Raw genomic sequence first — 21,023 nt, forward strand, 5'->3', positions numbered from 1 at the left:
AATATATTTTTAAATAATATAAAAGTTATAATATACTCACCTTAGCGAGAGTTATAAAAGTTTTGAAATGGAAAAGGGGAGATTTGACGATGAAAAGATTACTGATTGCATTAGGAGCACTTACACTAGTAAGCTCTGCTGCAGTAGCGGCAGAAGATTTCAGACCAACTGGATCTGTTAAGCAAGAGATCAGATGGTATGGAGACCAGGAAGAGGTAGATCAAGAGGGATTAAGATTTACAATGGCAGAGGGTGGAGTTAGATTCACTGAAAAGTTCTATATCGACTACAGAGTAAGAGACTACATCAGATACCACTCAGATGAGGGATCTAACACTAAGTCTATCAGAACAAGACTTTACTATGACCACGGGACTCTAGGGGACAGCCAGGTTACTATGAGAGAGAGATTCGGTGTAGAGGGAACTGCTGATAACAACACGTTCTACTATACTCCAGAGTTTAACTTCTCAAACTACTTTGAGGGAGGAGATTACTTCTCAGTAGATACTTTAAAGATCAGACCTGCAGTAAGATACCAGGATGACAACAATGCAAATAAAACAGCAGTTAGCGGATCTTTAGATTTCCTTTCTGTATACTCATTCCCAGCTGTACCAGGGGATCTTTCAGTTGAGTTCAACGTATACGGTGGATACTTAGATGATTCAACAGCTACTAAGGATGGAAAGAGCATTTCAGACGAGAGAGCAGTATGGGTAGAGCTATATGGTTACTATGCATATGAGCTAGGAACTTGGAATGGACTAGACTTCACAGCTTACTACGAGTTTGGACTAGACCCTCTAAAGGTATATGAAGAGGAGAGAGACGCTGATCAGAGAGACAGAGACACTTATGATAAAGAGTGGACTATCTACAATGACTTCGAGCTTCAGGCATCGTACAAGGTTAACGCATCTACATCTATCTACGGAGCGATTGCAGCTGAGTATGGAAACACTAAGGGTCAGGAGTACGCTTCAGACTTTAAATGGTTCCCATATGCATACGTAGGATGGAGAACAAAGTTCTAATCAAACCTAATAATAGATATCAGGGATACCTCTGTGAGGTATCCTTTTTTATATATTAATTAATTCTTTTATTAATATAAGCTTAAATCAGAAAAAAGACCCCTTCTTAGATTTCTTTTAAGTTTTTTCTATATGGTTTGAATATGAAAACATATATTCTCTATATTTTTTAAATATATTTAAGATATATTCAATGTATTTCAAAAAAAAATGATTGTTAAATATACTCACCTTAGCGAGAGTTACAAGATATGAGTGTAATGAATTTTGGAAAAGGGGAGAATTTAATGATGAAAAGATTATTAATTGCATTAGGTGCACTTACAATGGTGGGTACAGCTGTGGCAGCAGCTGAGGAGTTCAGACCAACTGGATCTATTAAGCAGGAGGTTAGATGGTACTCGGATAAGGAAGATATCGATAGTGAGCACATCAGATTTACACTGGCAGAGGGAGGAGTTAGATTTACTGAGAACTTCTACATCGACTACAGAGTAAGAGACTACATCAGAAACCACTCAGATGAGGGATCAAATACCAAGGACATGAGAACAAGACTTTACTATGATCACGGTTACTTAGGTGACACTCAGATCGATGTAAGACAGAGATTAGAGGTTAGATCTACTCAGTCATACAACAGATTCTCATACACTCCAGAGTTTAACTTTGCTGAGTATGTACCTGGATTCTCTACATTTAAAGTAAGACCAGTGGCAAGATACCAGGATGATAACAATGGAAACACTACTCTAGTGAGAACAGGTGCAGACCTTCTTACTTACCTTCCTGTTTACTCAGAGGGGAATATCGACTTTGGAGTAGAGTTTAATACTTACTTCAGATATGATGAAACAAAGGGACCAAACAGATACTATACTTCTGGTGGATCTCAAAAGGACAGCCAGACAGCTGTGGATATCGAGCTTTATACATACTTCACATATGACCTGGGAACATGGAATGGAGTTAACTTCGCATTCTATCACGAGCTAGGGGTGGATCCATATACATTCTATGACAGAAAGATAGATGTTACAGATGCAGATGGAAACAGAACAGGGGATAGCTATGATTCAGACCTATACCTTTACAATGACTTCGAGATTCAGTTCTCATACAACGTAAATGACTCTACTTCAATTTACGGAGCCCTTGCTGTGGAGTTTGCTAACCAGCAGGCTTATGGAAACGATGGAGATACAGGAAACTACAAGTGGCAGGCATATCCATATATCGGATGGAGAACAAAGTTCTAATAGCTTCCTTTGAAGTAATATTAAATGAAGGGGATACCTTAAGGGGTATCCCCTTTTACTTAAAAAATTTATTAACTTAAAATTAGTGAAAAAATAAACTTTATAGGTAAAAAGTGTTCTAAATGATTTAATCTTTTGTGAAAAATATACAAAATAGCAATATATTAGATAGAAGCTTAACATTCATTTGATATATTATAAATATAAAAATAAATAATATATACTCCACCTAAAGAATTAAAGAGATGAAATTCTCTAACAAGGAGGAGGAAGATTTATGAAGAAATTACTGCTTTTAACGTGTATAGGAATTGCTGCAGGTTCTATGGCATATGGTGAGGGCTTAACAAGTAACTTCGAGGAGGATTCCAACAGGGAAGAGATAGGAGTAATGGAAAGAGCTGCTGAGGATCTGGGACAGACCTATGCAAGGGAGGATGGATCCAAGTGGTCTGGAAAGTTTGAGTTGTGGCATGAGACGGATAAGGTGAGGTCCTCGGATAGCGGGAAGGATGTTACGGATATAGGTACAGCAATTACCCTTACAGACAATGATACAGGGATATTCTTTAGGTATGAGCTTCTTACTACCAGTCTCACAAAGGATGCCAATGAGAGGGACAGGCATAACTTCAGAGTAGGCCAAAATGATATGTTTGATTTATTTGGATTCTCTGTAACCCCATACTACCAGTATAGATATGAGGATGCGTCGGAGGGGACCTATACAGAAAGGCATCAGCACAGGATAGGATATTCTGGAGCCAATGACTCCGGTGTATCCTTCTGGGGTTACTCATCCTATGACAGCTTTAACGGAAGAAGCTCTGAGCTCAGAGAGGATGAAAGCGGTTACTACGGAGAGCACGAGATACTTTACTCTATGGATATGGGAAGGGGACAGCTTATACCATCTATATTTAATGAGTATCAAAGCTTAGATGATTCATCCTTTAACAATACCCAGGCAAGGCTTGCCTATGCCCACCCTATGGCAGAGGGATTTACCCTTGTACCATTTACTGAGATAGACCTTCACAGGAGGGGAACAGTAAGGGATAACAGTTTTGACAGAGGGGGAAGCAAGGATACCCACAAAAGATATGTGGCAGGAGTGAGGGGTAATGTCGCTGTATCTGAGGCATACTCCTTCTGGGGAGAGGCATCCTGGGATGCAGGAAGCGGTGACGATGTATTGTACCTAGAAACTGGTGTGGCATATAGATTTTAATCTTGAAAAGGGATAGATGTGATCTATCCCTTTTTTGTAGTTAATGAACTAGGTGTACCATAAAAGACTGGGATATGATATAATGTCCTATATAAAAAAGGAGAACCACTGTAATTAAAGAAGGGGGATATTCATGAAGAAAACGTTACTGGGAGCATTTTTATTACTATCAGCAGTTACTATGGCAGAGATGACACCTAAGCAGGAAGCAGAGCTGGACAAGCTGACTAAGATATTTTATCCAGATACAAATATGAGAGCAGACAGAAGAGCTTTCAAGGGCCTTCAGACAGATGCTTATAACAACATAGTAGAGATGAGAGGGGAAGCTCAAAACGGAATATCTGAGGAAGCCTTTAACGAGATGTGGGCTGAGGTAGAGAGAAGATTCCCTGGAGACTTTATCCAGCAGAAGAGGGAGCTAGACAAAGCCTTTGTTGGATACAGAGCAGCAGATGCAATAAGAGCTGAAGAAAAGAAGAAGGAAGCAGAGGTAAAAAAAGTACTAAACGCTGAAGCCAAGGAAGATATACTGGAGATAAAGAGCGAAGAGCATATGGTACCTAAGGAGGTAATGGACAGGATAATAGCAGATGCTGAGGCAGCTCATCCAGAGGACCATGTAGCTCAGAAGGAAGAGATAGAGAATAAGATTAAAGCATATGAGGATATGCTACAATACTTTGATTTAAGTTCGCCAAAAAAATAAAAGAGAGGACCCCTTTATTTAAAAGGGGTCTTTTTTAAACAGTGATTTATTATTTTTTAAATCAACTTTTTTTAAAGGATAAAGTCTAAAAATATGTAAGATGAGATATAGAGATCTTATTAGAGAACGAAAAGCATTTTAAACTCTCGCAAAGTTAAGATGTGGAATTTCATTAAATCTTTCCTTTTTCATATTCTTTAATTGAGATCTCAACTCCCCTAAAATTAAGTGTAGAAAAGAGCCCTTTCTGAAAGGGCTTTTTTGCATCTTCTAAAAGCTTTTACAGGGTGTCTATTTAAAAGGAGGAATCTTTTAAAGGAAATGATTTCATTGGTTGAATATCTAATTAGTAAAAGGTGGTGGAGAAGATGGAGAGAAAAGAGAATAATGACAATAACTATACATTGAAAAGCAGTGATATTTTGGGAGAAGTAGATGTGGATATAAAGGTGAGGATGAGTTTAGAGGACCTTAGAATATTATCCAGGTATCTAGAGGGAGATCTCCTCACAGAACTGGATGAAACTGTACTCAGGACCGAGGAAGTTGATTCTATGGTGGAGAAGGACTATTACAACAGGATAAGGGAGATAGTGGAGGTTGTGGCCAATGGAATCTATAAGGGGCTTATAGATACTGAAAAGGTTGTTATAGACGAGCTGAAGAGGAGGGATATATCCAAGGATGAGATCCTTGAGCTTATGACCAAGGATGAGTATGACCGGGAGAGGATAGAGAATATCTACAGGGCTATGGACGAGATGAACCAGGAGGAGGAGGAGGCCAAGGAGATATTTGATAAGATAGATATATATGGAAAGATGGTGCTCAGCAAGCTGAAAGAGAGCGCAGGAGAGGAACTCTACCTTCCTCTGATCTACAAGTTTTACTGGATGCTCTACAACTCCATGGATAAGAGCGGAGAACTTGTTTTTACTGAAAATTCCATAGAGGAGCTCCTGAATCTTGACCGTGAAGGAGTGGAGGGGTTCTTAGATATAATGTCGGGAATAGAGGTACAGATGGGAAATAAAAGGGGAAGAGTGATTGAGTACTACAGCTACCTAAATGACTCCACCCTGAAGATAGAGTACAATATCTTCACTGTAAATCCAAGAAGGTATACGGGTATGGACCGTGAGTTTAATATAGGGAAGCCAGAGGATGTAGAGGTGAGGTTTGTCAATTAAAAAAGTCATCACAAGTAGCCTGAGAGGTTTTCTTGTGATGACACTTTTTAATTACTTATTTAAATGGTAGAGGGTATAGAGACCTTTTATACTAAGTTCTGGAGAGTATTCATCGATCTCGTCGATCTCATTTGAGAGAACACTTCCAAGTCCTCCAGTAGCTATAATATAAGGGTCCTTGATCTCTTCCTTGATCTTCTTAATCAGGTACTTTATCTGTCCTGCATAACCATAGAAAACACCGGCTCTGATCTGCTCTACAGTATCTTTACCGAGAACTGAGTCGGGTTTTCCAAACTTAACCTTTGGGAGCTTGGCTGTATTACCAAAGAGGGAGTTTATGGTCATCTCTATACCTGGAAGGATTCCCCCTCCGATATAGGTATTTCCCTTAAGAACTTCATAGGTAGTAGCTGTACCTAGGTCAAAAATAACAAGGTTTTTATTTGGATAGAGACGAAGAGCCTCTGTGATTCCAATTATTCTGTCGGCTCCAAAACCTGTAACATTGAGGTCGTCTGAGAAGCCGAAGGGAAGCTTGAGGTTCAGAGAAACGATCATGGGATCGATATCAAAGTACTTTCTTCCTAAAAACTGGCAGATTGTAATAAGGCCTGGAACAACAGATGAAACTATAATTCCATTTACATCTTTAAGATCTATTTCATTAAATTTTGTAATATTTCTAAGGTATGAGAACAGCTCATCTTCAGTGAGCTTTTCATTTGAAGCAATTCTAAAGCTGAGAAGGGTATTTCCCTCTGGATCTAAAAGACCTGCTACAATATGAGTATTACCTATATCAAATGCTAAAAGCATAGCAACCTCCTAAATTAATGGTATGGTTTATTATAATATAGCAGGGAGAAAAATTCAATCTATAAAAGGAGATGAAAGGATGAGAAAATTAATCTATTTATTTGTAACTTTGATAATAGTGTCCTGTGCATCGGTTCACTCTGGGAGGTATGGTGTGGCAGTGAGAGAGGACGGAAGTATAGCCAGAAGCGGCAAGACTCCCACAGAGGGGGGGCTGGTAATAAGTGGAGACCTGGATAAAGCTCTCTCAAATGATTTTTATAAATTTATGGTATTTACCTTTGAAAATAAGAGTGGGAGTATAGTTAAGGTGAGGGATGTGACTCCTATTTTTGGAGAGAATAACCACAACGACAATATTAGGGTCACCTCTGGGCAGGAGTTGAAGGTATGGTATGATGCCCAGATGGCTGAAAAGGAGAGGAAGGAGAAAAACAGAAGTACCCTTATGGGAGCAGCAGCAGTGGCCGGGGGACTTCTTGCAGTTTTTACAGATGATACCTGGCAGAGTATCGGGATAGGGCTTCTGGCTGGAGGTGCAGCTTCTATGACTGTGGATGAGCTATATAAGGACAAGAGAAATATAGAGAGGGGGAAGGTATTTCCAGAATCTCACCTTATGTCTGGAGAGTTCAGTATACCTGCAGGCCTCTATGAAAGAAAGTGGATAGTTTTTAATGTAGATAGTAGAGATAGTTATCCTACCCAATTGGAGCTGGAGTATGAGGTAGATGGCAGGGAGGAGAGGGTAGTAGTTCCCCTTAAGTGGTAGAAATAGCCACGGACATTGTGTTATAATTTTAAAGGGTGTAGGAGGGATCTTCTGCACCCTCTTTAATAGAGGATGAGATCGATTATATAGAGGGAGGAAGAGATGAAGGCAACGGGAGTAGTGGTAGAATACAATCCCTTTCACAATGGGCATAAATACCACCTGGAGATGGCCAGGGAGCACGGCCAGGGAGATATAGTGATAGCAGCAATGAGTGGAGATTTTCTTCAAAGGGGAGAGCCTGCGATAGTAAATAAATGGAAGAGAACTGAGATGGTATTGAAAAACGGAGTGGATATAGTGGTGGAACTGCCTACCTTCTACTCCACTCAGAGTGCAGAGATATTTGCCAAGGGATCTGTGGAGATACTGGGGGCTCTGGGAGTCTCCGATATAGTTTTTGGATCTGAAAGCGGAGATGTAAAGAAGCTGGAGGAGATAGCAAGGTTAGAGGAGGATGAGGTATTTCAGGAGGGGCTTCGTGAGGAGCTTGCTAGGGGAGTATCCTATCCCACAGCCTTCTCCAAGACCCTGGAAAAGGTGTTGGGAAAGAAGGGGTACTTCTCACCCAATGATATACTGGGGACGGAGTATGTGAGAGCTATAAGAAAGAAGAATCTGAAGGTAGAGCCCATAGCTATAAGGAGGGAGGGAACTGGTTACCACTCCCACGATGTAGCCGGGAAGATAGCCAGTGCTACAGCTATAAGGAAGATGCTTGCAGAGGGGAGCGAGGGGATAAGAGAAGTACTTCCTGAGGTGAGTTATGAGATCCTCACAGAGGAACACCGGGAGGGAAGAACAGCCTTCCTTAGAGATTACTACCCTCTTATAAGACATGAGATAATCCTTCATAGGGATCTCCTGGATGATATACAGGATGTGGAGGTGGGGTTTGAAAATAAACTCTACAGTGCAGCGGTAAAGTATGAGGGGTATGATGAGTTCTATGAGGAGATAATGTCTAAAAGGTATACCAATGCAAGGCTGCAGAGGATCCTCATACACATCCTACTGGGACTTACTGTAAAGCACACTGTGAAAGCCAAGGAGAGGGTTCCCTATATAAGGATACTGGGATTCAATGAGAAGGGGCACAAGTACCTTAAGGGGATAAAGAAGAATCAGGAGATACCTACATTTACTACCCTTAAGAATGTGAGTAAGAAGCTAGATGAGGATGCCAAAGCCCTTCTGGATTTCAATGAAAGAGCCAGTAAGATATATGGTATTGTAAAGAAGTATGATCAGAGAAGCATACCGATAATGTTAAGGGGAGAGGAGCAGAATGGATAGAAAGCTACCAGTAAGTATACAGTTGTTTTATGGTATAGGAGTGAGCTATGCCATAGTAGATCAGATATTTGCCCAGTGGGTATTGTACTACTATCTCCCACCGGAAAATTCAGGGATAAGGCCTCTGATGGCACCTATATTCATATCTCTGGCTCTTGTAATTTCAAGGTTTGTGGATATGGTGGCTGATCCAGTGGTGGGATATATCTCGGATAAGGTAGATACAAGATGGGGGAGGAGAATCCCCTTTATAGCAGCGGGAAGTATTCCCCTTGGACTAGCAACTATAGCTTTCTTCTACCCTATAAAAGGGGGAGGAATGGGTACCTTCTTCTACCTGTCTGGTGTGGGAGCAATATTCTTTGTTTTCTATACCATAGTGGGAGCACCCTACAATGCCCTCATACCCGAGATAGGTAACACCCCAGAGGAGAGGCTGAACCTGTCTACCTGGCAGTCGGTATTCAGACTTCTCTATACGGCAGTGGCTATGATCCTTCCTGGGATCCTTATAAAGCTTCTGGGAGGGGGAGATACAGAGAAGGGTATCAGGGGGATGGTTATCCTGCTAAGTACCATATCGGCTCTGGTAGCTTATGTGACGGTATTTTTTGTACCTGAGAAGAAGTACAGCCATGGGCAGAGATCCAAGGTTAACCTGAAGGAATCCCTGAATATAGTTTTTCATGACAAGTCCTTTATCTACTACCTGCTAGGGCTACTCTTCTTCTTTATAGGATTTAATATATTGAGAGCCTCTATGAACTACTATGTGGAGGATATAATGGGAATGGGTAAGGGAGCCATTACAGTGGCTTCAGCAGTTCTCTTTGGGACCTCAGCGCTATTCTTCTATCCTACCAATAAGCTCTCTAAGAGGTTTGGATACAGAAAACTTATGCTTCTTGCCCTCACAGCTCTGATGCTTCTCTCTGGAGGTCTCTATCAGCTGGGGAAGGGAATACCCAAGGAAGCGGGGTTTTACCTCTTTGCCCTTATAGGGATGCCTATATCGGGGGCGGCCTTTATCTTCCCTCCGGCGATGCTAAGTGAGATAAGCACTAAGATAAGTGAGAAGAGCGGCCATAAGATAGAGGGGATGTGCTTTGGAATTCAGGGATTTTTCCTAAAGATGGCTTTCCTCATATCCATAGCGATCCTTCCAATAATTTTAGTGGCTGGTGGAGGAGATATACTTACGGCGATCCTCAGCAGTCCTGAAGGAGTAGAAAAATCAGGAGTATATACTACAGCATTGTTTTCAGGGGGATCATTTATGATGTCCTTCCTCTTCTATTATTTATACAGGGATTAAAAGGAATAGAGGATTAATATTGAAAAAGGTAATCAGGGGATGGAATATCCCCTGATTTTTCTTTATAGAAATAAGAGTTTGATTTAATAAAGGGGTGGAAGTTATGATGAATTGGAAGCAGCTGATGACTCCTTATCAGTTTAGAGAGAAGGAGAGGGAGATGAAGGAGCCCTTGGAGGAGTTTAAAACAGATTACTCCAAGATAATATTTAGCTCTGCCTTCAGAAGACTGAAGAATAAAACGCAGATATACCCCCTGGACAGCAATGACTTTATACGGACCAGGCTGACTCACTCGTTGGAGGTAGCCACTATAGCCAGCGAGCTGGGAACCAAGGTGGAGAAGAGGCTCATAGAGGAGGGGAAACTATCCCCTGATATGAAGGAGTGTTTAGGGGCTGTACTCAGGGCAGCTTCTCTGGTTCACGATGTAGGAAACCCTCCCTTTGGTCACTATGGGGAGTTTATAATCCAGGACTTCTTCACGGAGTTTTTCAGGGAAAAATTCAGACAGGACACAGATTTCTATGGAACCACATGGAAGCTCTCGGAGCTCTATGACTTTAAGAAGTTTGAGGGGAACGCCCAGGCACTGAGACAGCTGAAGAAGCTACAGTATCTGAGGGATGAGCATGGGCTGAACCTGAGCTTTCCTACCCTGGCGACAATAATGAAGTATCCCAGGTGCTCCTATGAGGGGAATGACCCCGCAAAGGGGGTCAGCTACAAGAAGTTCGGGTACTTTCAGAGTGAGGCAGAGGCCTATGAGGAACTTGTGGAGAGGTTGGGACTGAGAGTAGAAGGAAAGGTGTGCAGGCATCCTTTAGTATTCCTTCTGGAGGCTGCAGATGATATAGCTTATATGATGGCAGATATAGAGGACGCCTTTAAGAAGGGGATACTCAACAATGAGATCCTCAGGGGGGTACTTATAAAATATCTGAACCTTACCAATGAGAAGGAGAATGAGATCCTTCTCAGTCTGGGGGAGATAGAGGTGGATATGGACTATCCTAAACCCTGGGAGATAAAGATGCAGATCTTCAGAAAGAGGATGCATAACTTTATGATGGATGAGGTAATAGAAACATTTATGTATCACTATGAGGATATAATGGCAGGAAGGTATGAGAGGGAGCTGCTGGAATGCTCAGATGCAGTTCATCTGAAGAATGCCTTCCAGGAGATTCTGGGGATAATTATAGGTGATAAGGATGTAATAAAGCTGGAGATAGCAGGGGACAGGGTGTTGAGGGTTCTCCTGAGGGAGTTTACCAATGCTGTGATATCTCCAAAAAAGGATATGCCTGGAACCAAGGAGGCGAAGTTATACAGACTTATGTCCAGCAACTACAGATTTATAAAGGAGAGGTACCCCTATAAGAATCCTCTCTACAATGAGCTGAGACTGGTAACGGATTTTATCTGCGGGATGACAGACTCCTATGCCCTGGAGCTGTATCACTCCTTGAATGCAATTAAATTTTAAAGCTCCTTACGGGGAGCTTTTCTTGTGGATTTCAGTCAGGGGAGGTGTGTATGGATATCTATGTAGTGGGGATCTACTTTCTTGTTATGTCTTTGCTTATGGGGCAGGCAGGGCCTCTACTCTTTTTTTCTGTGGCTCTTATAATACTTACAATGATTATCATCTGGAGGCGGGAGAAGAGGTTACTCTATCTTGTTTTTGGAGCTGTTTTTCTTCTGAGAGCATTAACAGGGGTAGAGTTTCATGGGTACAGAGTGGGAGAGAGGGTCGGCATGGTGGTGGAATCCTCTGGAAGAAGGACCCAGGTCAGAACAATAGAGGGGAGGTTGCCCAGGGAAAGGATATATATTTCTGGAGTAGAGGTCGGTCGGGGGAAGTATAGGCTAGAGGCTGAGATAATGGATATAGAGGAGAGTAGAGGAGCAATTAACTATAGAGTAGAAGCCCTTGATCGAAGAAGGATAGATGAAAGCATTGTCAGGGGGTATCTAGAGAGAAGGATAGATAATCTTTTAGAGGGATACAGCAGAGATCTGAAGGATTTTTATAGAGGAGTAATAGCCGGAGATAAGGATGGATTGGACAGAGAGCTAAGGGAGAAGTTTTCCTATACGGGAACCTCCCACCTTATAGTTATTTCAGGGCTTCATATAGGTGTGATTATAGCTCTCATCCTCTATCTGGCAGGGAAGATACCCATAGGGCACGATGAAAGGTATATAGGGATAATAGTGGTGTTGAGTCTGTATGTTTTAGCAGTGGGGCCTACACCTTCTGTGGTCAGGGCCTATATAATGGGAGTTTGCTACCTTGGAAGCGGCCTCCTCTACGAGGAGAGCGATGGAAGGAAGTCATTTTTTACAGCTATGACCATAAACCTTCTGCTAGATCCCCTGGGGGCAGGAAGGATCTCCTTTCAGTTATCCTATATGGCGGTATTTTCCATCCTATTTATCTACCCTGTGGCGGAGAGATATTTAAGAAAAATAGAAAACCTACCTCTGAGGTGGTTTGCCTCTATGGCATCCCTCAGTCTGGTGATTCAGGTGGCTCTAACTCCCATCTTTGCCATGAACTTCAGAAGCATTCCCCTTCTGTCCTTTCTGGTAAATGTAGTGGCTATCCCCTTGGGAACACTCTTTGTTCAGGCCGCTTTTCTGGCTCTCCTTACATCTAATATAGGTCTTGGTTTTCTTATTATGCCTACAGTAAATCTCATCTATTATATACTGGTTACCTTTATAGGCCTAGCATCTAACCTTCCCCTCTTGTCTGTAGAGTACAGGGGAGTGAGCAGCAGTCTATGTCTTATCTTTATCTACCTTACCATGATACTCTTTAGTTTCAGAAGGACAAGGGTATGGAGCCTTCTTCCTATGGTTTTGATAGTGCTCATGAACAGGGAGAGGGGAGATGATTATCTGGGAAGGAAATACGCCTACTACTCAGGTTATCCCAGGGTGGTTGCAGTTGAGAAAAAGCTTACCATGGGGGACCTGGAGGAGATGTGGGACAGCAGGATAAAGGGAGTAGAGGTAGTGGTGGCAGGAAGAGAGCAGGATGAGAGAGTTATTGGGAGGCTGGATCCAGGAGAGATACTCCTTCTTGAAAGAGGTAAGAGTGTCAGAGTGGGGGACAGGAGATTTGAAAATATAGAGGGAAAGATAGTGGTGAGAAGGTGGTAGAGGAGGGAATTGAAAAAAAGCAGAAGATATGATAGCCTATGATATCAGAGAGGTAATTAGGAGGTAGAGGATGAAGAGGTTTTTAAGGGAGTTTAGATATATAAACTCAGGAGCTCCTACAAGTACTAAGGTTATCTATGGAGTTCTGGCAGGGCTACTGCTTTTAAATATAATAAAGAAAATAACATATGATCCCTTTGTGGTTGTGATGATAGGAATACTCTTGTTTTCTGTGATGCTCCATGAGATTGCTCACGGAGTAGCAGCATATAAAAATGGAGATCCCACAGCTAAGGATATGGGGAGATTTAGTCTTAATCCAATCAGGCATCTGGACCCCCTAGGAACTCTTTTGCCGATCTTTTTAATAGCAACGGGATCCAGTTTTGTAGTAGGGTGGGCTAAGCCTGTACCAGTGAACTATGGGAGGATAAGGGATAAAAAGTGGGGCCTCTTTCAGGTAGCGATAGCAGGAGTAGCTGTTAATTTTATTCTAGCTTTTATAGGAGCAACCCTTATAAAGGTAACACCTCACTTTCTATACAACAACAACCTTTTTCAGGGAGTGAGTTATCTTATCAGAATAAACCTGATACTTGGAATATTTAACCTTATTCCCATACCACCCCTTGACGGATCTAAGGTGGTTGCCAGCCTTGGAAGCTTCAAGGTGAAGAATATTATCTATTCCATGGAAAGTTATGGGATGTATATAATTTTAGCCATGGCATGGTTTGGGGTAATTGGACAGATAATATCTCCAGCCTACAGGATACTTATTAACATATTAAATATCTATATAAAGATGTAAAGGAATTGAGGAAGATGAATACAATAGCAAGAGAGTGTATGATAGAGTTTGAAGAAAAAAAGTCAAAGTTTATAGGATATGTAAAGCCAGTATCTACCAAGGGGGAGGCAGAGGAGTTTATCAGCACAATAAAGATGATGCATCCCTCGGCAACGCATAACTGCAGTGCTTATAAGGTATTTGATGATGGACAGGAGTATTTTAAGGTAGATGATGACGGAGAGCCTGGAGGAACTGCAGGAAAGCCCATGGGAGAGATACTCAACCTTCTTGAGGTAGACAACCTTGTAGTGGTAGCTACAAGATACTTTGGAGGAGTAAAGCTTGGGGCAGGAGGGCTTGTAAGAAACTATGCCAAGACAGCAAAGCTGGCTGTACAGGAAGCAGGGATAGTGGAGTATATTGAGAGGAAGAAGTATGTTTTGGATTTTGCCTATGACAGGGTAAATGAGGTGGATTCTGTGATCTCCTCTGAAGGGGGAGAGGTTTTGGAGAAGGAGTACCTGGACAGGGTTACATACAGGGTAAGTGTTGAAAAAGGCACTGCAGAAAAGCTAAGAGAAATAAGAGATATAGTGATCTTTGAGATATAAAAAAAGACCCTGGAGGGTCTTTTTTTGTTATTAAGTTAAAGTATAGAATTTATAAAATATTTACGTGAAGTCACTAGTACTGCAAGTGATTATTAGGATGCAACATCACGTTGCTTTTTATTTAAAATCTTGTGGAGAAATGAGGTTTCTTCTTTCTAAAGGGCAGATAGGCCAGCATGAATAAGGCTATACCTATCCCTTCAAAGGAAAGGATGTAGTAGGGCCATGGTCCCAGGTAGTCGATGGGACTGTTGAAGTCTGGTTTGTAGTTTATATACATATAGTTGGTGCCCAGGTTTGTATTTAGTATGAACACAAATACAAAGATGATATTCAGATAGATTATAGCCTTGAGAAGGCTATTCTTTGTGGGTTTAAACTTCCAAAATGATATACAGAATATAACTGTGTAGAACAAGTAGTAGTGGGTTGAAAAAAATGATATATTCCAAAAATTTGGAAATGATAACTTAACTTCAGGGGTAAGAAGGGCAAAGAATGCTCCAATAGTCCAGAAGTATGTAAGCTCGAAGAAAAAGTATGACTTAAATGCCATTGTAAGTACAGCTGTAATAAATGTAAGATTACAGAGGTGTAGGGGAAGCATCTCTACGAGAGGTTCCTTAAAATACACATATCGATAGACCGTCTCTGCAATCTTAACCCCTGCAATAAGAAGGGCACTTACCCTTGCCAAGGTTGTTTTTTTATAACAGAAGGCTGAAAGGAGAGCAAGGAGCAGCGTAGTGACCAGGTACCCTCCAAGATTTAAAAAGTGTTCCATGCTAAAAAGTTCAAATGTATCCATGAATGTCCTCCTAATTATTTATGGAATCCTAAGTCTGCAGGGTTGATATCCCCTGAAATATGCTGAATCTGTCCCCCGATAGACTCATACCTACGCCTTAAGGTTACCACCTTTTCTGCCAGATCAAGGGTTTCCCTTTTCTGACTCTCCCTTTTTATGAGTCCCTTGGACCAGTAGCTGATAACCAGGTTACTGTCTCCATATATATTTAATACATTTTCTTCTATGGCAATTTTTAGTGCACAGTATAAGCCAAGAAGCTCACCAAAGTTATTTGTAGATCCCTCTCTGGTAAGATAGTTCCCGTGAGCATTGATCTTTTCCTGGGGAAGCAGCTTATGAAGGATACTGTTTCCCATCTTATCGGTAACCCTTACCTCGGTACCTATTCCCCTACCAGTACCAGCATCAAAGTATATACCATCTGGGAGTCCCATCCTGATCTCTGTTTCGCTGAGATATCTTCCCCCCAGATCCAGCCATTCCCTGGCTTCCTCATAGGTCTTAAAGGACTTGTACCGAGCCTTTCCTATGGCAGTGATATTTTTACACTCATCCCAGGAGTCAACTATACCAGTTTTTCCAACTTCAAAAAGGTTGTAGGCATAGTATTTTTTAGATTTCTTTCCAGAGTTTTTTTTAGCTGCTGGGGCAGCAGTAGGATCTTCCAGCCACATTTTGGCTTCCTTCTCGCTGGGGAAGGATCTATATCTGGCGCTTTTTCCCATGACCATCTTTTGGCACTCAGGCCACGAGGTACATATGCCTCTATTATTGCCCACGATGTAGGCATAATATTTTTTCTTCATCTTTATTCTCTTCACCACCTGTTTTCTCTTTAAATAAAAGTATTTATAAAGATTATAAGGCACCAGATGAAAAAATGCAAAAAAAGAACCCCTCACACAGGTGAGAGGTTACTTGATTTAAAGGGATTTAAGCTTTTCCATGGCCTCATCTAAACTACTGTAATACATATTGAGATCGTATTCTCTGGACCTGCCGCAGGTGCTTCCTATAGATTCCATTATAGCATATAAAATTCTGCCGCCAACTTTAACTTCCTCGATAAAATACCACATATTTCTGCTAACTGATTTTTCGATAAGTCTTTTCATATGCTTTCCTCCTTCTGTGAGTTAAAGGTGATCCAGAAACACAAAGTTAATTATTTCTCTTAACCTTCTATATGTAACTTAATCAACTTTCCTTCTTTTGAAAGAGAAAAAAGTAACTTTTTTATCACATGGACTTCAACTTCTCCTCGGCATCCTCTAAACTGCTAAAATAAAGGTTTAAATCATAGCTATTTGTGGCACCACCCTTTCCAGTAATGGTCTCCATAATTGCATAAAATACCTTTCCGTCGATCTCCACCTCCTTAATAAAATAGTTCATATTTTGACTTACTTTTTTATCCTTAACCTTTGTCATAATATCCTCCTCCCTTTTAGTTTTAAATATACTTTATCCACCTCCAGGTGTTTATCCTCTAATCTTTTTTCAAGGGGATTAAGAAAAAGCGCCTTCTACCTATTGGAGGAGAAGTTGTCAAGTAAATTAAATTTACAAAAACACTTGCAAAATTATGGTTTCTATGATAGAATTTATTTCGAAATTAAAGTTTAAGTGAGGAAGGTGAAATCAATGAGAAACGGAATTCATCCTGATTACAAAGTAATCAACGTTGAGTGTACATGTGGAGAGAAGTTTGAAACTAGATCTACTTACAACAAGGGCGACCTTAAAGTAGCTGTATGTTCAAAGTGTCACCCATTCTATACTGGTAAGGCTAAGTTCGTAGACGCCGCTGGTAGAGTTGACAAGTTCAACAAGAAATTTGGACTTAAGAAATAATTATGAAAAGCAGGACAAGTGGTCCTGCTTTTTTTGTAAAAAAAAATCGGTTAATAAGTACTTGAAAGTATATATATTTTATTAATTATTAGGGGGAAAAGAAAATGGCAGTAATTGAAGTAAACCATCCGTTAATTCAACACAAACTAACATTCCTAAGGGATAAAAACACTGGAACTAAGTTATTTAGAGAGACTCTAAACGAGATCGCAGGTCTTATGACATATGAGGCTACAAAAAATGTACAGCTACAAGAGGTTACAGTGGAAACTCCTCTAATGACTACTAAGGCTTATACAATGCCTGAGGATGTGGCGATTGTACCTATCCTGAGAGCAGGTCTTGGAATGACTGAGGGAATCACAGCTCTTATACCTACAGCTAAGATAGGACACGTGGGAGTATACAGAGACGAGGAAACTCTAGAGCCAGTATACTACTACTGCAAGTTACCTAACGACATCGCAGAGAGAAAGGTATTACTAGTAGATCCTATGCTTGCAACTGGAGGATCAGCAATATATGCAATCGACTACCTAAAGGAACAGGGAGTGAAGGATATCGTATTTATGTGTCTTGTAGCAGCTCCAGAGGGAATTGAGAAGGTAGTAGCTAAGCACCCAGATGTAGATATCTATGCAGCTAAGATAGACGAGGGATTAGATGAGAACGGATACATCTATCCAGGATTAGGAGACTGTGGAGACAGAATCTTTGGAACTAAGTAATCAATAGTATTGAGACCACCCCAAGGGGTGGTTTTTTTTGTTGTACTCATTAATATTTCTTAATTTATAAATAATCACCAGTTAATTTTAAACGAGTATTTTTATATGTAAATTTTTTATGAAAGGAGTTGAATTATGAAAAAAGTAATACTTTTAACCTTTATTTTTCTCCTTATAATAGCTTGTACCAATGTTGGTAGTGGAAATGAGGAGAGGCTTTCTAGAGGAATAGAGAATGAAATACAGGTTGAATTTGTAGATTCAGGAAGCCATTATCGGATAAAAGAATAGATGAATTATAAAGGGACGGAATAATCCGTCCCTTTTTAATGTTAAGGAAAGTATAGAATTAAAAACTCATATTTTATAGGCATAGAATTGGAAAAAGCTTCAAATATAGTATAGAATAGATCTGTCGCATATATTTAAGCATTACAAAATACCGTACAGGCGGGTACGGTTTGTAACTTTAATATGCGCGTAGCATCATGAATAGTACCGTACTTAACATGATAGATTTCAAGTAAGTGCAGCTTAGAACTGCACTTACGACAAATTAAAGGGTTAATACCAAATGCTTTAAAGAAGCGCTCCCCCTAGGAAGGCTTAGTTTTAAATAACTTCTTCTTCCTGGGGATTTTATTTTTTGACCTTCTTGAATATAGTCCAAACCGCTTTACCATTTTGAAGTTTTTAGGGGGAATATGGGAAAGTATTCTGCCAAGAAAAATGTCCATAGTTAGGGTAAGATGCTTTCTTCTATTGGAATCAGTTTCTTTAAACCAAAATTTGACGATTTTATCATTAAAAGAAATGATCCGATACTCAGCTATAGCTGGCCGGGTTAAATACCTTCCTAGATATTTAGCAATATTTTTAGAATTACCAACCCTAGATTCAGCATTAACAAAGAAACCTTTAGGATACCTTTTGTATGATAAAGAAACCTTATTCTTTAGGTGAGGAAGATTATCTATTTTGGCATATTCAGCAATGAAATCCAGGACGCACTTTTGCCAGGACCTTCTTAAAACCTGCCATGGTAAGTTGTTTATATTTTTCCACTGACTATTTTTAGTCATTCCACCAAAGGTAACTAAACAATGTATATGAGGGTTCCACTCTATTTTTCTAGAGAATGTATGGATGATAGCAATAGCACCAAAATGGATAATACCAAGCTTTTTAAAGGAATATTTCAGCGCGAGGTACGAAGCTTCTGCTAATTTCTTTAGAAGCTGTCTGTTTTTGAAGAAAAAATTTCTTATCCATCCCTTAGGAAGTGAGAAGACAGCATGCCTGTGGTGACAGTTGATTAAGTTATCAGAAACACTGTTAGCCCATTTTTCAGCATAGATTTTACCGCATGATGAACAAAATCGTGATTTGCATGAAAAGGGAGTTTTATGTATAGTTTTACGTTTTAAGCATATGAAGGAAGTAAAACCTATATCAGGATCGCCACATTCAAGAAAAGCGTTAACATTTTTAAGAATATTATGCCTTAAAAAGCTAGGAAACTTATAGTTATTATTTCTCCAGTATGCAAAGAAGTATCTGGAAATTATTTCTTTTAAAGGTTTATTTAAAGAAGTCATACCTATATGATATGAAATTTTTAGGAACAAAAAAAGCCGCGATTAAGCGGCTACTTTTTATCATGGGTATTAATTGATGAAAAAAGATTATTTATTGCAAGAGCTTAGAACCAGAATTCACCTTGTACACCGGCAAAGACTTCAGAAGTATATCCATCGACTGAAGCAGTTCCACTTACGTCTTTTACATAAGTAACAAATGTTCTGATTTCAGGTCTACCCCAGAATCCAGAATCGATTGTAAATGTAGGAGCAAAGGTAACAGCAGCTACGTCATACTCTTCGAAACCACCCCAGTCTACATCAAAGTCTCTTCTACCATATGAACCTTCAAAGACATATTTGAAGTTGTTATTTACTCTATATTGAGGTCTAACTACAAATCCTCCCTTGTATCCATCTGGAGCCCATGGGTTTTCATCGTTACCCCAGAGGATATTAAGTTCTGTACCTACACTCCACTTATCATCGATGTCAAGAACACCCATAGTATTAAGCCTAACCATTTTAGCGTCATCATCTATGTCTGTTGGAACCCAGTCACCAAAGTTTGTACCAGCAGCCCCTCCCACAAGTCCTTGTCCATAGATAAGGGAAGCATTTGAGAAGCCATTTCCAAAGAAGTAGTATCCTTCAAGGTCATAAGTTGCTCTTAAAGCAAAACCAAAGTTAGAATCTTCATCCTTAGGCTTATCATCTTCATTGTCTATATATAAGTTTGTTTGGAAGTCCCATTTATCGATGGCATGATACCTCATATCCAAAGCATAAACAGTATTTTTATTTGTTCCATTATCATCAAAATTAGGTTTATCTGTATTTCCATCAGCATCGACACCTATAAAGGCAGTTGACCACCTAGGATTCTCAATTCCAAAACCTATTCCAGAAGACTGAGTGAAGTAATCATCTGTTAAGAAACCAGCCTGCCTCTTATAGTATCTTCTTCCAGCCCAAAGAGTATAATCTTCTGGCATAAATTCGAGGTTCCCTAATTCAATGAATAGTTCTTTTAGTTCAAATTGAGTTGAGTCATCATCACTCTCTGGAGAAGATGAATCTATAAAGTGATAGTTATTACCATACTCCACCCTTGTACTAACCTTAGCCCAAGAACCATTCTCCATCAGCCAAGTCCTCGATCCTCCTATTTCCAAGTAGTTAGATTCAGACTCGTTTCCCATTCTTCCAAGAAAATTATCTGTGTGCGGTTCAGAGCTCGAAGTATTCCAGTTATTGTTTCTAGACCCTCTTAGAGCTGTTCTACCATAACCAAAGATATCCCACTGACCATCATAGGGTTTAACCTTTTCTTGTTTTGATTCCTTCATCTCTTCCTCAAGCATACTAACTCTTTCTTCTAAAGTGTAGTCGCTATAGGCTTCAGCAAGAGCAACATTTGACATTGTGCCAGCAAGAGCCAAACAAGTTAGCCATCTCAATACATTTTTACTTTTCATAAAATCCTCCCCCGATTTTTTGTTACTTTCCCTTGTGCTGGATGAAAGCCATCGCAAATTCCGAAAATTAAAAGGTTTTTAAAATTCAAAAGATGTTGTATCAGTCAAACAACACAGCTAACGTTATATTTCTAACCTAAAAAAAACAAAATGTCAAATTTTTTTCGAAAATTAATCCAGTTGTTCCTTTTGCGGCTTTTAAAAGCACAAAAGATACAGTTGAAAGTTTTTTTGGAAATTTTACTTGATTTTTTGTTTTTTTGGAGTTAGAATTATGTTGTTAATTTTATACAACATTTTATGGGGTGTTGATGGTTTTCCTAAAAGAATGAGTTTAAAAAGTTGTAAATGGATTGAAAAGTTATA

The 21,023-nt window shown here is 40.0% G+C and carries 22 protein-coding genes; 15 read left to right on the forward strand and 7 right to left on the reverse strand.

Going from position 1 to position 21,023, the window contains the following annotated elements; translation table 11 throughout:
• Window positions 1-89 precede the first annotated feature (89 nt).
• The 5 genes from QMG11_RS07980 to QMG11_RS08000 all read left to right on the forward strand — a co-directional run bounded on the left by QMG11_RS07980 (window position 90) and on the right by QMG11_RS08000 (window position 5,426).
• Window positions 90-1,037, forward strand: coding sequence for a FomA family porin-like outer membrane protein (locus QMG11_RS07980; protein ID WP_281834970.1), 948 nt, complete (start codon window positions 90-92; stop codon window positions 1,035-1,037).
• Between the two features lie 290 nt (window positions 1,038-1,327).
• A complete protein-coding gene (locus tag QMG11_RS07985) occupies window positions 1,328-2,296 on the forward strand; it encodes a FomA family porin-like outer membrane protein (protein WP_281834971.1) in 969 nt (322 codons plus the stop codon).
• A 277-nt stretch (window positions 2,297-2,573) separates the two neighbouring features.
• Window positions 2,574-3,527 carry a hypothetical protein gene (locus QMG11_RS07990; protein WP_281834973.1) on the forward strand — a complete coding sequence of 318 codons (954 nt, stop codon included), beginning with the start codon at window positions 2,574-2,576 and terminating at the stop codon, window positions 3,525-3,527.
• Window positions 3,528-3,660: 133 nt separating this feature from the next.
• A complete protein-coding gene (locus QMG11_RS07995) occupies window positions 3,661-4,236 on the forward strand; it encodes a hypothetical protein (protein ID WP_281834975.1) in 576 nt (191 codons plus the stop codon).
• Window positions 4,237-4,604: 368 nt separating this feature from the next.
• Window positions 4,605-5,426 (forward strand): hypothetical protein, encoded by an 822-nt coding sequence (locus tag QMG11_RS08000; RefSeq protein ID WP_281834976.1) that lies wholly within the window; start codon window positions 4,605-4,607, stop codon window positions 5,424-5,426.
• Window positions 5,427-5,477: 51 nt separating this feature from the next.
• Here QMG11_RS08000 and QMG11_RS08005 read toward each other — a convergent pair whose 3' ends face one another.
• A complete protein-coding gene (locus tag QMG11_RS08005) occupies window positions 5,478-6,245 on the reverse strand; it encodes a type III pantothenate kinase (RefSeq protein WP_281834977.1) in 768 nt (255 codons plus the stop codon).
• 79 nt (window positions 6,246-6,324) lie between these two features.
• On the opposite strand from QMG11_RS08005, the gene QMG11_RS08010 reads away from it, so the two are divergent.
• From QMG11_RS08010 to QMG11_RS08040, 7 genes are all read left to right on the forward strand, one after another.
• Window positions 6,325-7,017 (forward strand): hypothetical protein, encoded by a 693-nt coding sequence (locus QMG11_RS08010; RefSeq protein ID WP_281834978.1) that lies wholly within the window; start codon window positions 6,325-6,327, stop codon window positions 7,015-7,017.
• A 102-nt stretch (window positions 7,018-7,119) separates the two neighbouring features.
• The gene (locus QMG11_RS08015) at window positions 7,120-8,313 is read left to right on the forward strand and encodes a nucleotidyltransferase (RefSeq protein WP_281834979.1); all 1,194 of its coding nucleotides are present in this window, start codon (window positions 7,120-7,122) and stop codon (window positions 8,311-8,313) included.
• A complete protein-coding gene (locus tag QMG11_RS08020; RefSeq protein ID WP_281834980.1) occupies window positions 8,306-9,628 on the forward strand; it encodes an MFS transporter in 1,323 nt (440 codons plus the stop codon). The genes QMG11_RS08015 and QMG11_RS08020 overlap by 8 nt, the downstream gene beginning before the upstream one ends.
• Before the next feature lie 103 nt (window positions 9,629-9,731).
• Complete coding sequence (dgt, locus tag QMG11_RS08025; protein WP_281834981.1) at window positions 9,732-11,117, forward strand: dGTP triphosphohydrolase; 1,386 nt, start codon at window positions 9,732-9,734, stop codon at window positions 11,115-11,117.
• 50 nt (window positions 11,118-11,167) lie between these two features.
• Window positions 11,168-12,802, forward strand: a complete 1,635-nt coding sequence (locus tag QMG11_RS08030) for a ComEC/Rec2 family competence protein (RefSeq protein ID WP_281834982.1) — start codon at window positions 11,168-11,170, stop codon at window positions 12,800-12,802.
• Window positions 12,803-12,872: 70 nt separating this feature from the next.
• Window positions 12,873-13,613: a site-2 protease family protein gene (locus QMG11_RS08035; RefSeq protein ID WP_281834984.1), complete on the forward strand. Its 741-nt coding sequence runs from the start codon at window positions 12,873-12,875 to the stop codon at window positions 13,611-13,613.
• 5 nt (window positions 13,614-13,618) lie between these two features.
• Complete coding sequence (locus QMG11_RS08040; RefSeq protein ID WP_373877221.1) at window positions 13,619-14,206, forward strand: IMPACT family protein; 588 nt, start codon at window positions 13,619-13,621, stop codon at window positions 14,204-14,206.
• Between the two features lie 121 nt (window positions 14,207-14,327).
• On the opposite strand, the gene QMG11_RS08045 is transcribed toward QMG11_RS08040, so the two are convergent.
• The 4 genes from QMG11_RS08045 to QMG11_RS08065 form a co-directional block, all read right to left on the reverse strand.
• A complete protein-coding gene (locus QMG11_RS08045) occupies window positions 14,328-15,014 on the reverse strand; it encodes a YwaF family protein (RefSeq protein ID WP_281834987.1) in 687 nt (228 codons plus the stop codon).
• 14 nt (window positions 15,015-15,028) lie between these two features.
• Complete coding sequence (locus QMG11_RS08050; protein WP_309302087.1) at window positions 15,029-15,823, reverse strand: ribonuclease H1 domain-containing protein; 795 nt, start codon at window positions 15,821-15,823, stop codon at window positions 15,029-15,031.
• A 117-nt stretch (window positions 15,824-15,940) separates the two neighbouring features.
• On the reverse strand, window positions 15,941-16,132 hold the full coding sequence (locus QMG11_RS08060) for a hypothetical protein (RefSeq protein ID WP_281834988.1): 192 nt from the start codon (window positions 16,130-16,132) through the stop codon (window positions 15,941-15,943).
• A 124-nt stretch (window positions 16,133-16,256) separates the two neighbouring features.
• Window positions 16,257-16,448, reverse strand: coding sequence for a hypothetical protein (locus QMG11_RS08065; RefSeq protein WP_281834990.1), 192 nt, complete (start codon window positions 16,446-16,448; stop codon window positions 16,257-16,259).
• A 213-nt stretch (window positions 16,449-16,661) separates the two neighbouring features.
• Here QMG11_RS08065 and rpmE point away from each other — a divergent pair, with 213 nt between their 5' ends.
• The 3 genes from rpmE to QMG11_RS08080 all read left to right on the forward strand — a co-directional run bounded on the left by rpmE (window position 16,662) and on the right by QMG11_RS08080 (window position 17,890).
• Entirely contained in the window at window positions 16,662-16,871 is a 210-nt protein-coding gene (gene rpmE / locus QMG11_RS08070) for a 50S ribosomal protein L31 (RefSeq protein WP_281834992.1), read from the forward strand.
• Window positions 16,872-16,975: 104 nt separating this feature from the next.
• Window positions 16,976-17,599 (forward strand): uracil phosphoribosyltransferase, encoded by a 624-nt coding sequence (upp, locus tag QMG11_RS08075; RefSeq protein ID WP_281834994.1) that lies wholly within the window; start codon window positions 16,976-16,978, stop codon window positions 17,597-17,599.
• 135 nt (window positions 17,600-17,734) lie between these two features.
• Window positions 17,735-17,890, forward strand: coding sequence for a hypothetical protein (locus tag QMG11_RS08080; protein ID WP_281834996.1), 156 nt, complete (start codon window positions 17,735-17,737; stop codon window positions 17,888-17,890).
• 305 nt (window positions 17,891-18,195) lie between these two features.
• Here QMG11_RS08080 and QMG11_RS08085 read toward each other — a convergent pair whose 3' ends face one another.
• A complete protein-coding gene (locus tag QMG11_RS08085) occupies window positions 18,196-19,227 on the reverse strand; it encodes an IS91 family transposase (RefSeq protein ID WP_281834998.1) in 1,032 nt (343 codons plus the stop codon).
• Window positions 19,228-19,301: 74 nt separating this feature from the next.
• Window positions 19,302-20,657, reverse strand: a complete 1,356-nt coding sequence (locus QMG11_RS08090) for a carbohydrate porin (protein ID WP_281834999.1) — start codon at window positions 20,655-20,657, stop codon at window positions 19,302-19,304.
• Window positions 20,658-21,023 lie beyond the last annotated feature (366 nt).

This window comes from Propionigenium maris DSM 9537, assembly GCF_027925155.1.
Classification (GTDB): domain Bacteria; phylum Fusobacteriota; class Fusobacteriia; order Fusobacteriales; family Fusobacteriaceae; genus Propionigenium; species Propionigenium maris.

Bases quoted from the DNA above. Each gene is read 5' to 3' on its own strand.
- QMG11_RS07980 (WP_281834970.1), top strand. From the start codon at position 90: ATGAAAAGATTACTGATTGCATTAGGAGCACTTACACTAGTAAGCTCT.
- QMG11_RS07985 (WP_281834971.1), top strand. From the start codon at position 1,328: ATGAAAAGATTATTAATTGCATTAGGTGCACTTACAATGGTGGGTACA.
- QMG11_RS07990 (WP_281834973.1), top strand. From the start codon at position 2,574: ATGAAGAAATTACTGCTTTTAACGTGTATAGGAATTGCTGCAGGTTCT.
- QMG11_RS07995 (WP_281834975.1), top strand. From the start codon at position 3,661: ATGAAGAAAACGTTACTGGGAGCATTTTTATTACTATCAGCAGTTACT.
- QMG11_RS08000 (WP_281834976.1), top strand. From the start codon at position 4,605: ATGGAGAGAAAAGAGAATAATGACAATAACTATACATTGAAAAGCAGT.
- QMG11_RS08005 (WP_281834977.1), bottom strand. From the start codon at position 6,245: ATGCTTTTAGCATTTGATATAGGTAATACTCATATTGTAGCAGGTCTT.
- QMG11_RS08010 (WP_281834978.1), top strand. From the start codon at position 6,325: ATGAGAAAATTAATCTATTTATTTGTAACTTTGATAATAGTGTCCTGT.
- QMG11_RS08015 (WP_281834979.1), top strand. From the start codon at position 7,120: ATGAAGGCAACGGGAGTAGTGGTAGAATACAATCCCTTTCACAATGGG.
- QMG11_RS08020 (WP_281834980.1), top strand. From the start codon at position 8,306: ATGGATAGAAAGCTACCAGTAAGTATACAGTTGTTTTATGGTATAGGA.
- dgt (WP_281834981.1), top strand. From the start codon at position 9,732: ATGATGAATTGGAAGCAGCTGATGACTCCTTATCAGTTTAGAGAGAAG.
- QMG11_RS08030 (WP_281834982.1), top strand. From the start codon at position 11,168: ATGGATATCTATGTAGTGGGGATCTACTTTCTTGTTATGTCTTTGCTT.
- QMG11_RS08035 (WP_281834984.1), top strand. From the start codon at position 12,873: ATGAAGAGGTTTTTAAGGGAGTTTAGATATATAAACTCAGGAGCTCCT.
- QMG11_RS08045 (WP_281834987.1), bottom strand. From the start codon at position 15,014: ATGGATACATTTGAACTTTTTAGCATGGAACACTTTTTAAATCTTGGA.
- QMG11_RS08050 (WP_309302087.1), bottom strand. From the start codon at position 15,823: ATGAAGAAAAAATATTATGCCTACATCGTGGGCAATAATAGAGGCATA.
- QMG11_RS08060 (WP_281834988.1), bottom strand. From the start codon at position 16,132: ATGAAAAGACTTATCGAAAAATCAGTTAGCAGAAATATGTGGTATTTT.
- QMG11_RS08065 (WP_281834990.1), bottom strand. From the start codon at position 16,448: ATGACAAAGGTTAAGGATAAAAAAGTAAGTCAAAATATGAACTATTTT.
- rpmE (WP_281834992.1), top strand. From the start codon at position 16,662: ATGAGAAACGGAATTCATCCTGATTACAAAGTAATCAACGTTGAGTGT.
- upp (WP_281834994.1), top strand. From the start codon at position 16,976: ATGGCAGTAATTGAAGTAAACCATCCGTTAATTCAACACAAACTAACA.
- QMG11_RS08080 (WP_281834996.1), top strand. From the start codon at position 17,735: ATGAAAAAAGTAATACTTTTAACCTTTATTTTTCTCCTTATAATAGCT.
- QMG11_RS08090 (WP_281834999.1), bottom strand. From the start codon at position 20,657: ATGAAAAGTAAAAATGTATTGAGATGGCTAACTTGTTTGGCTCTTGCT.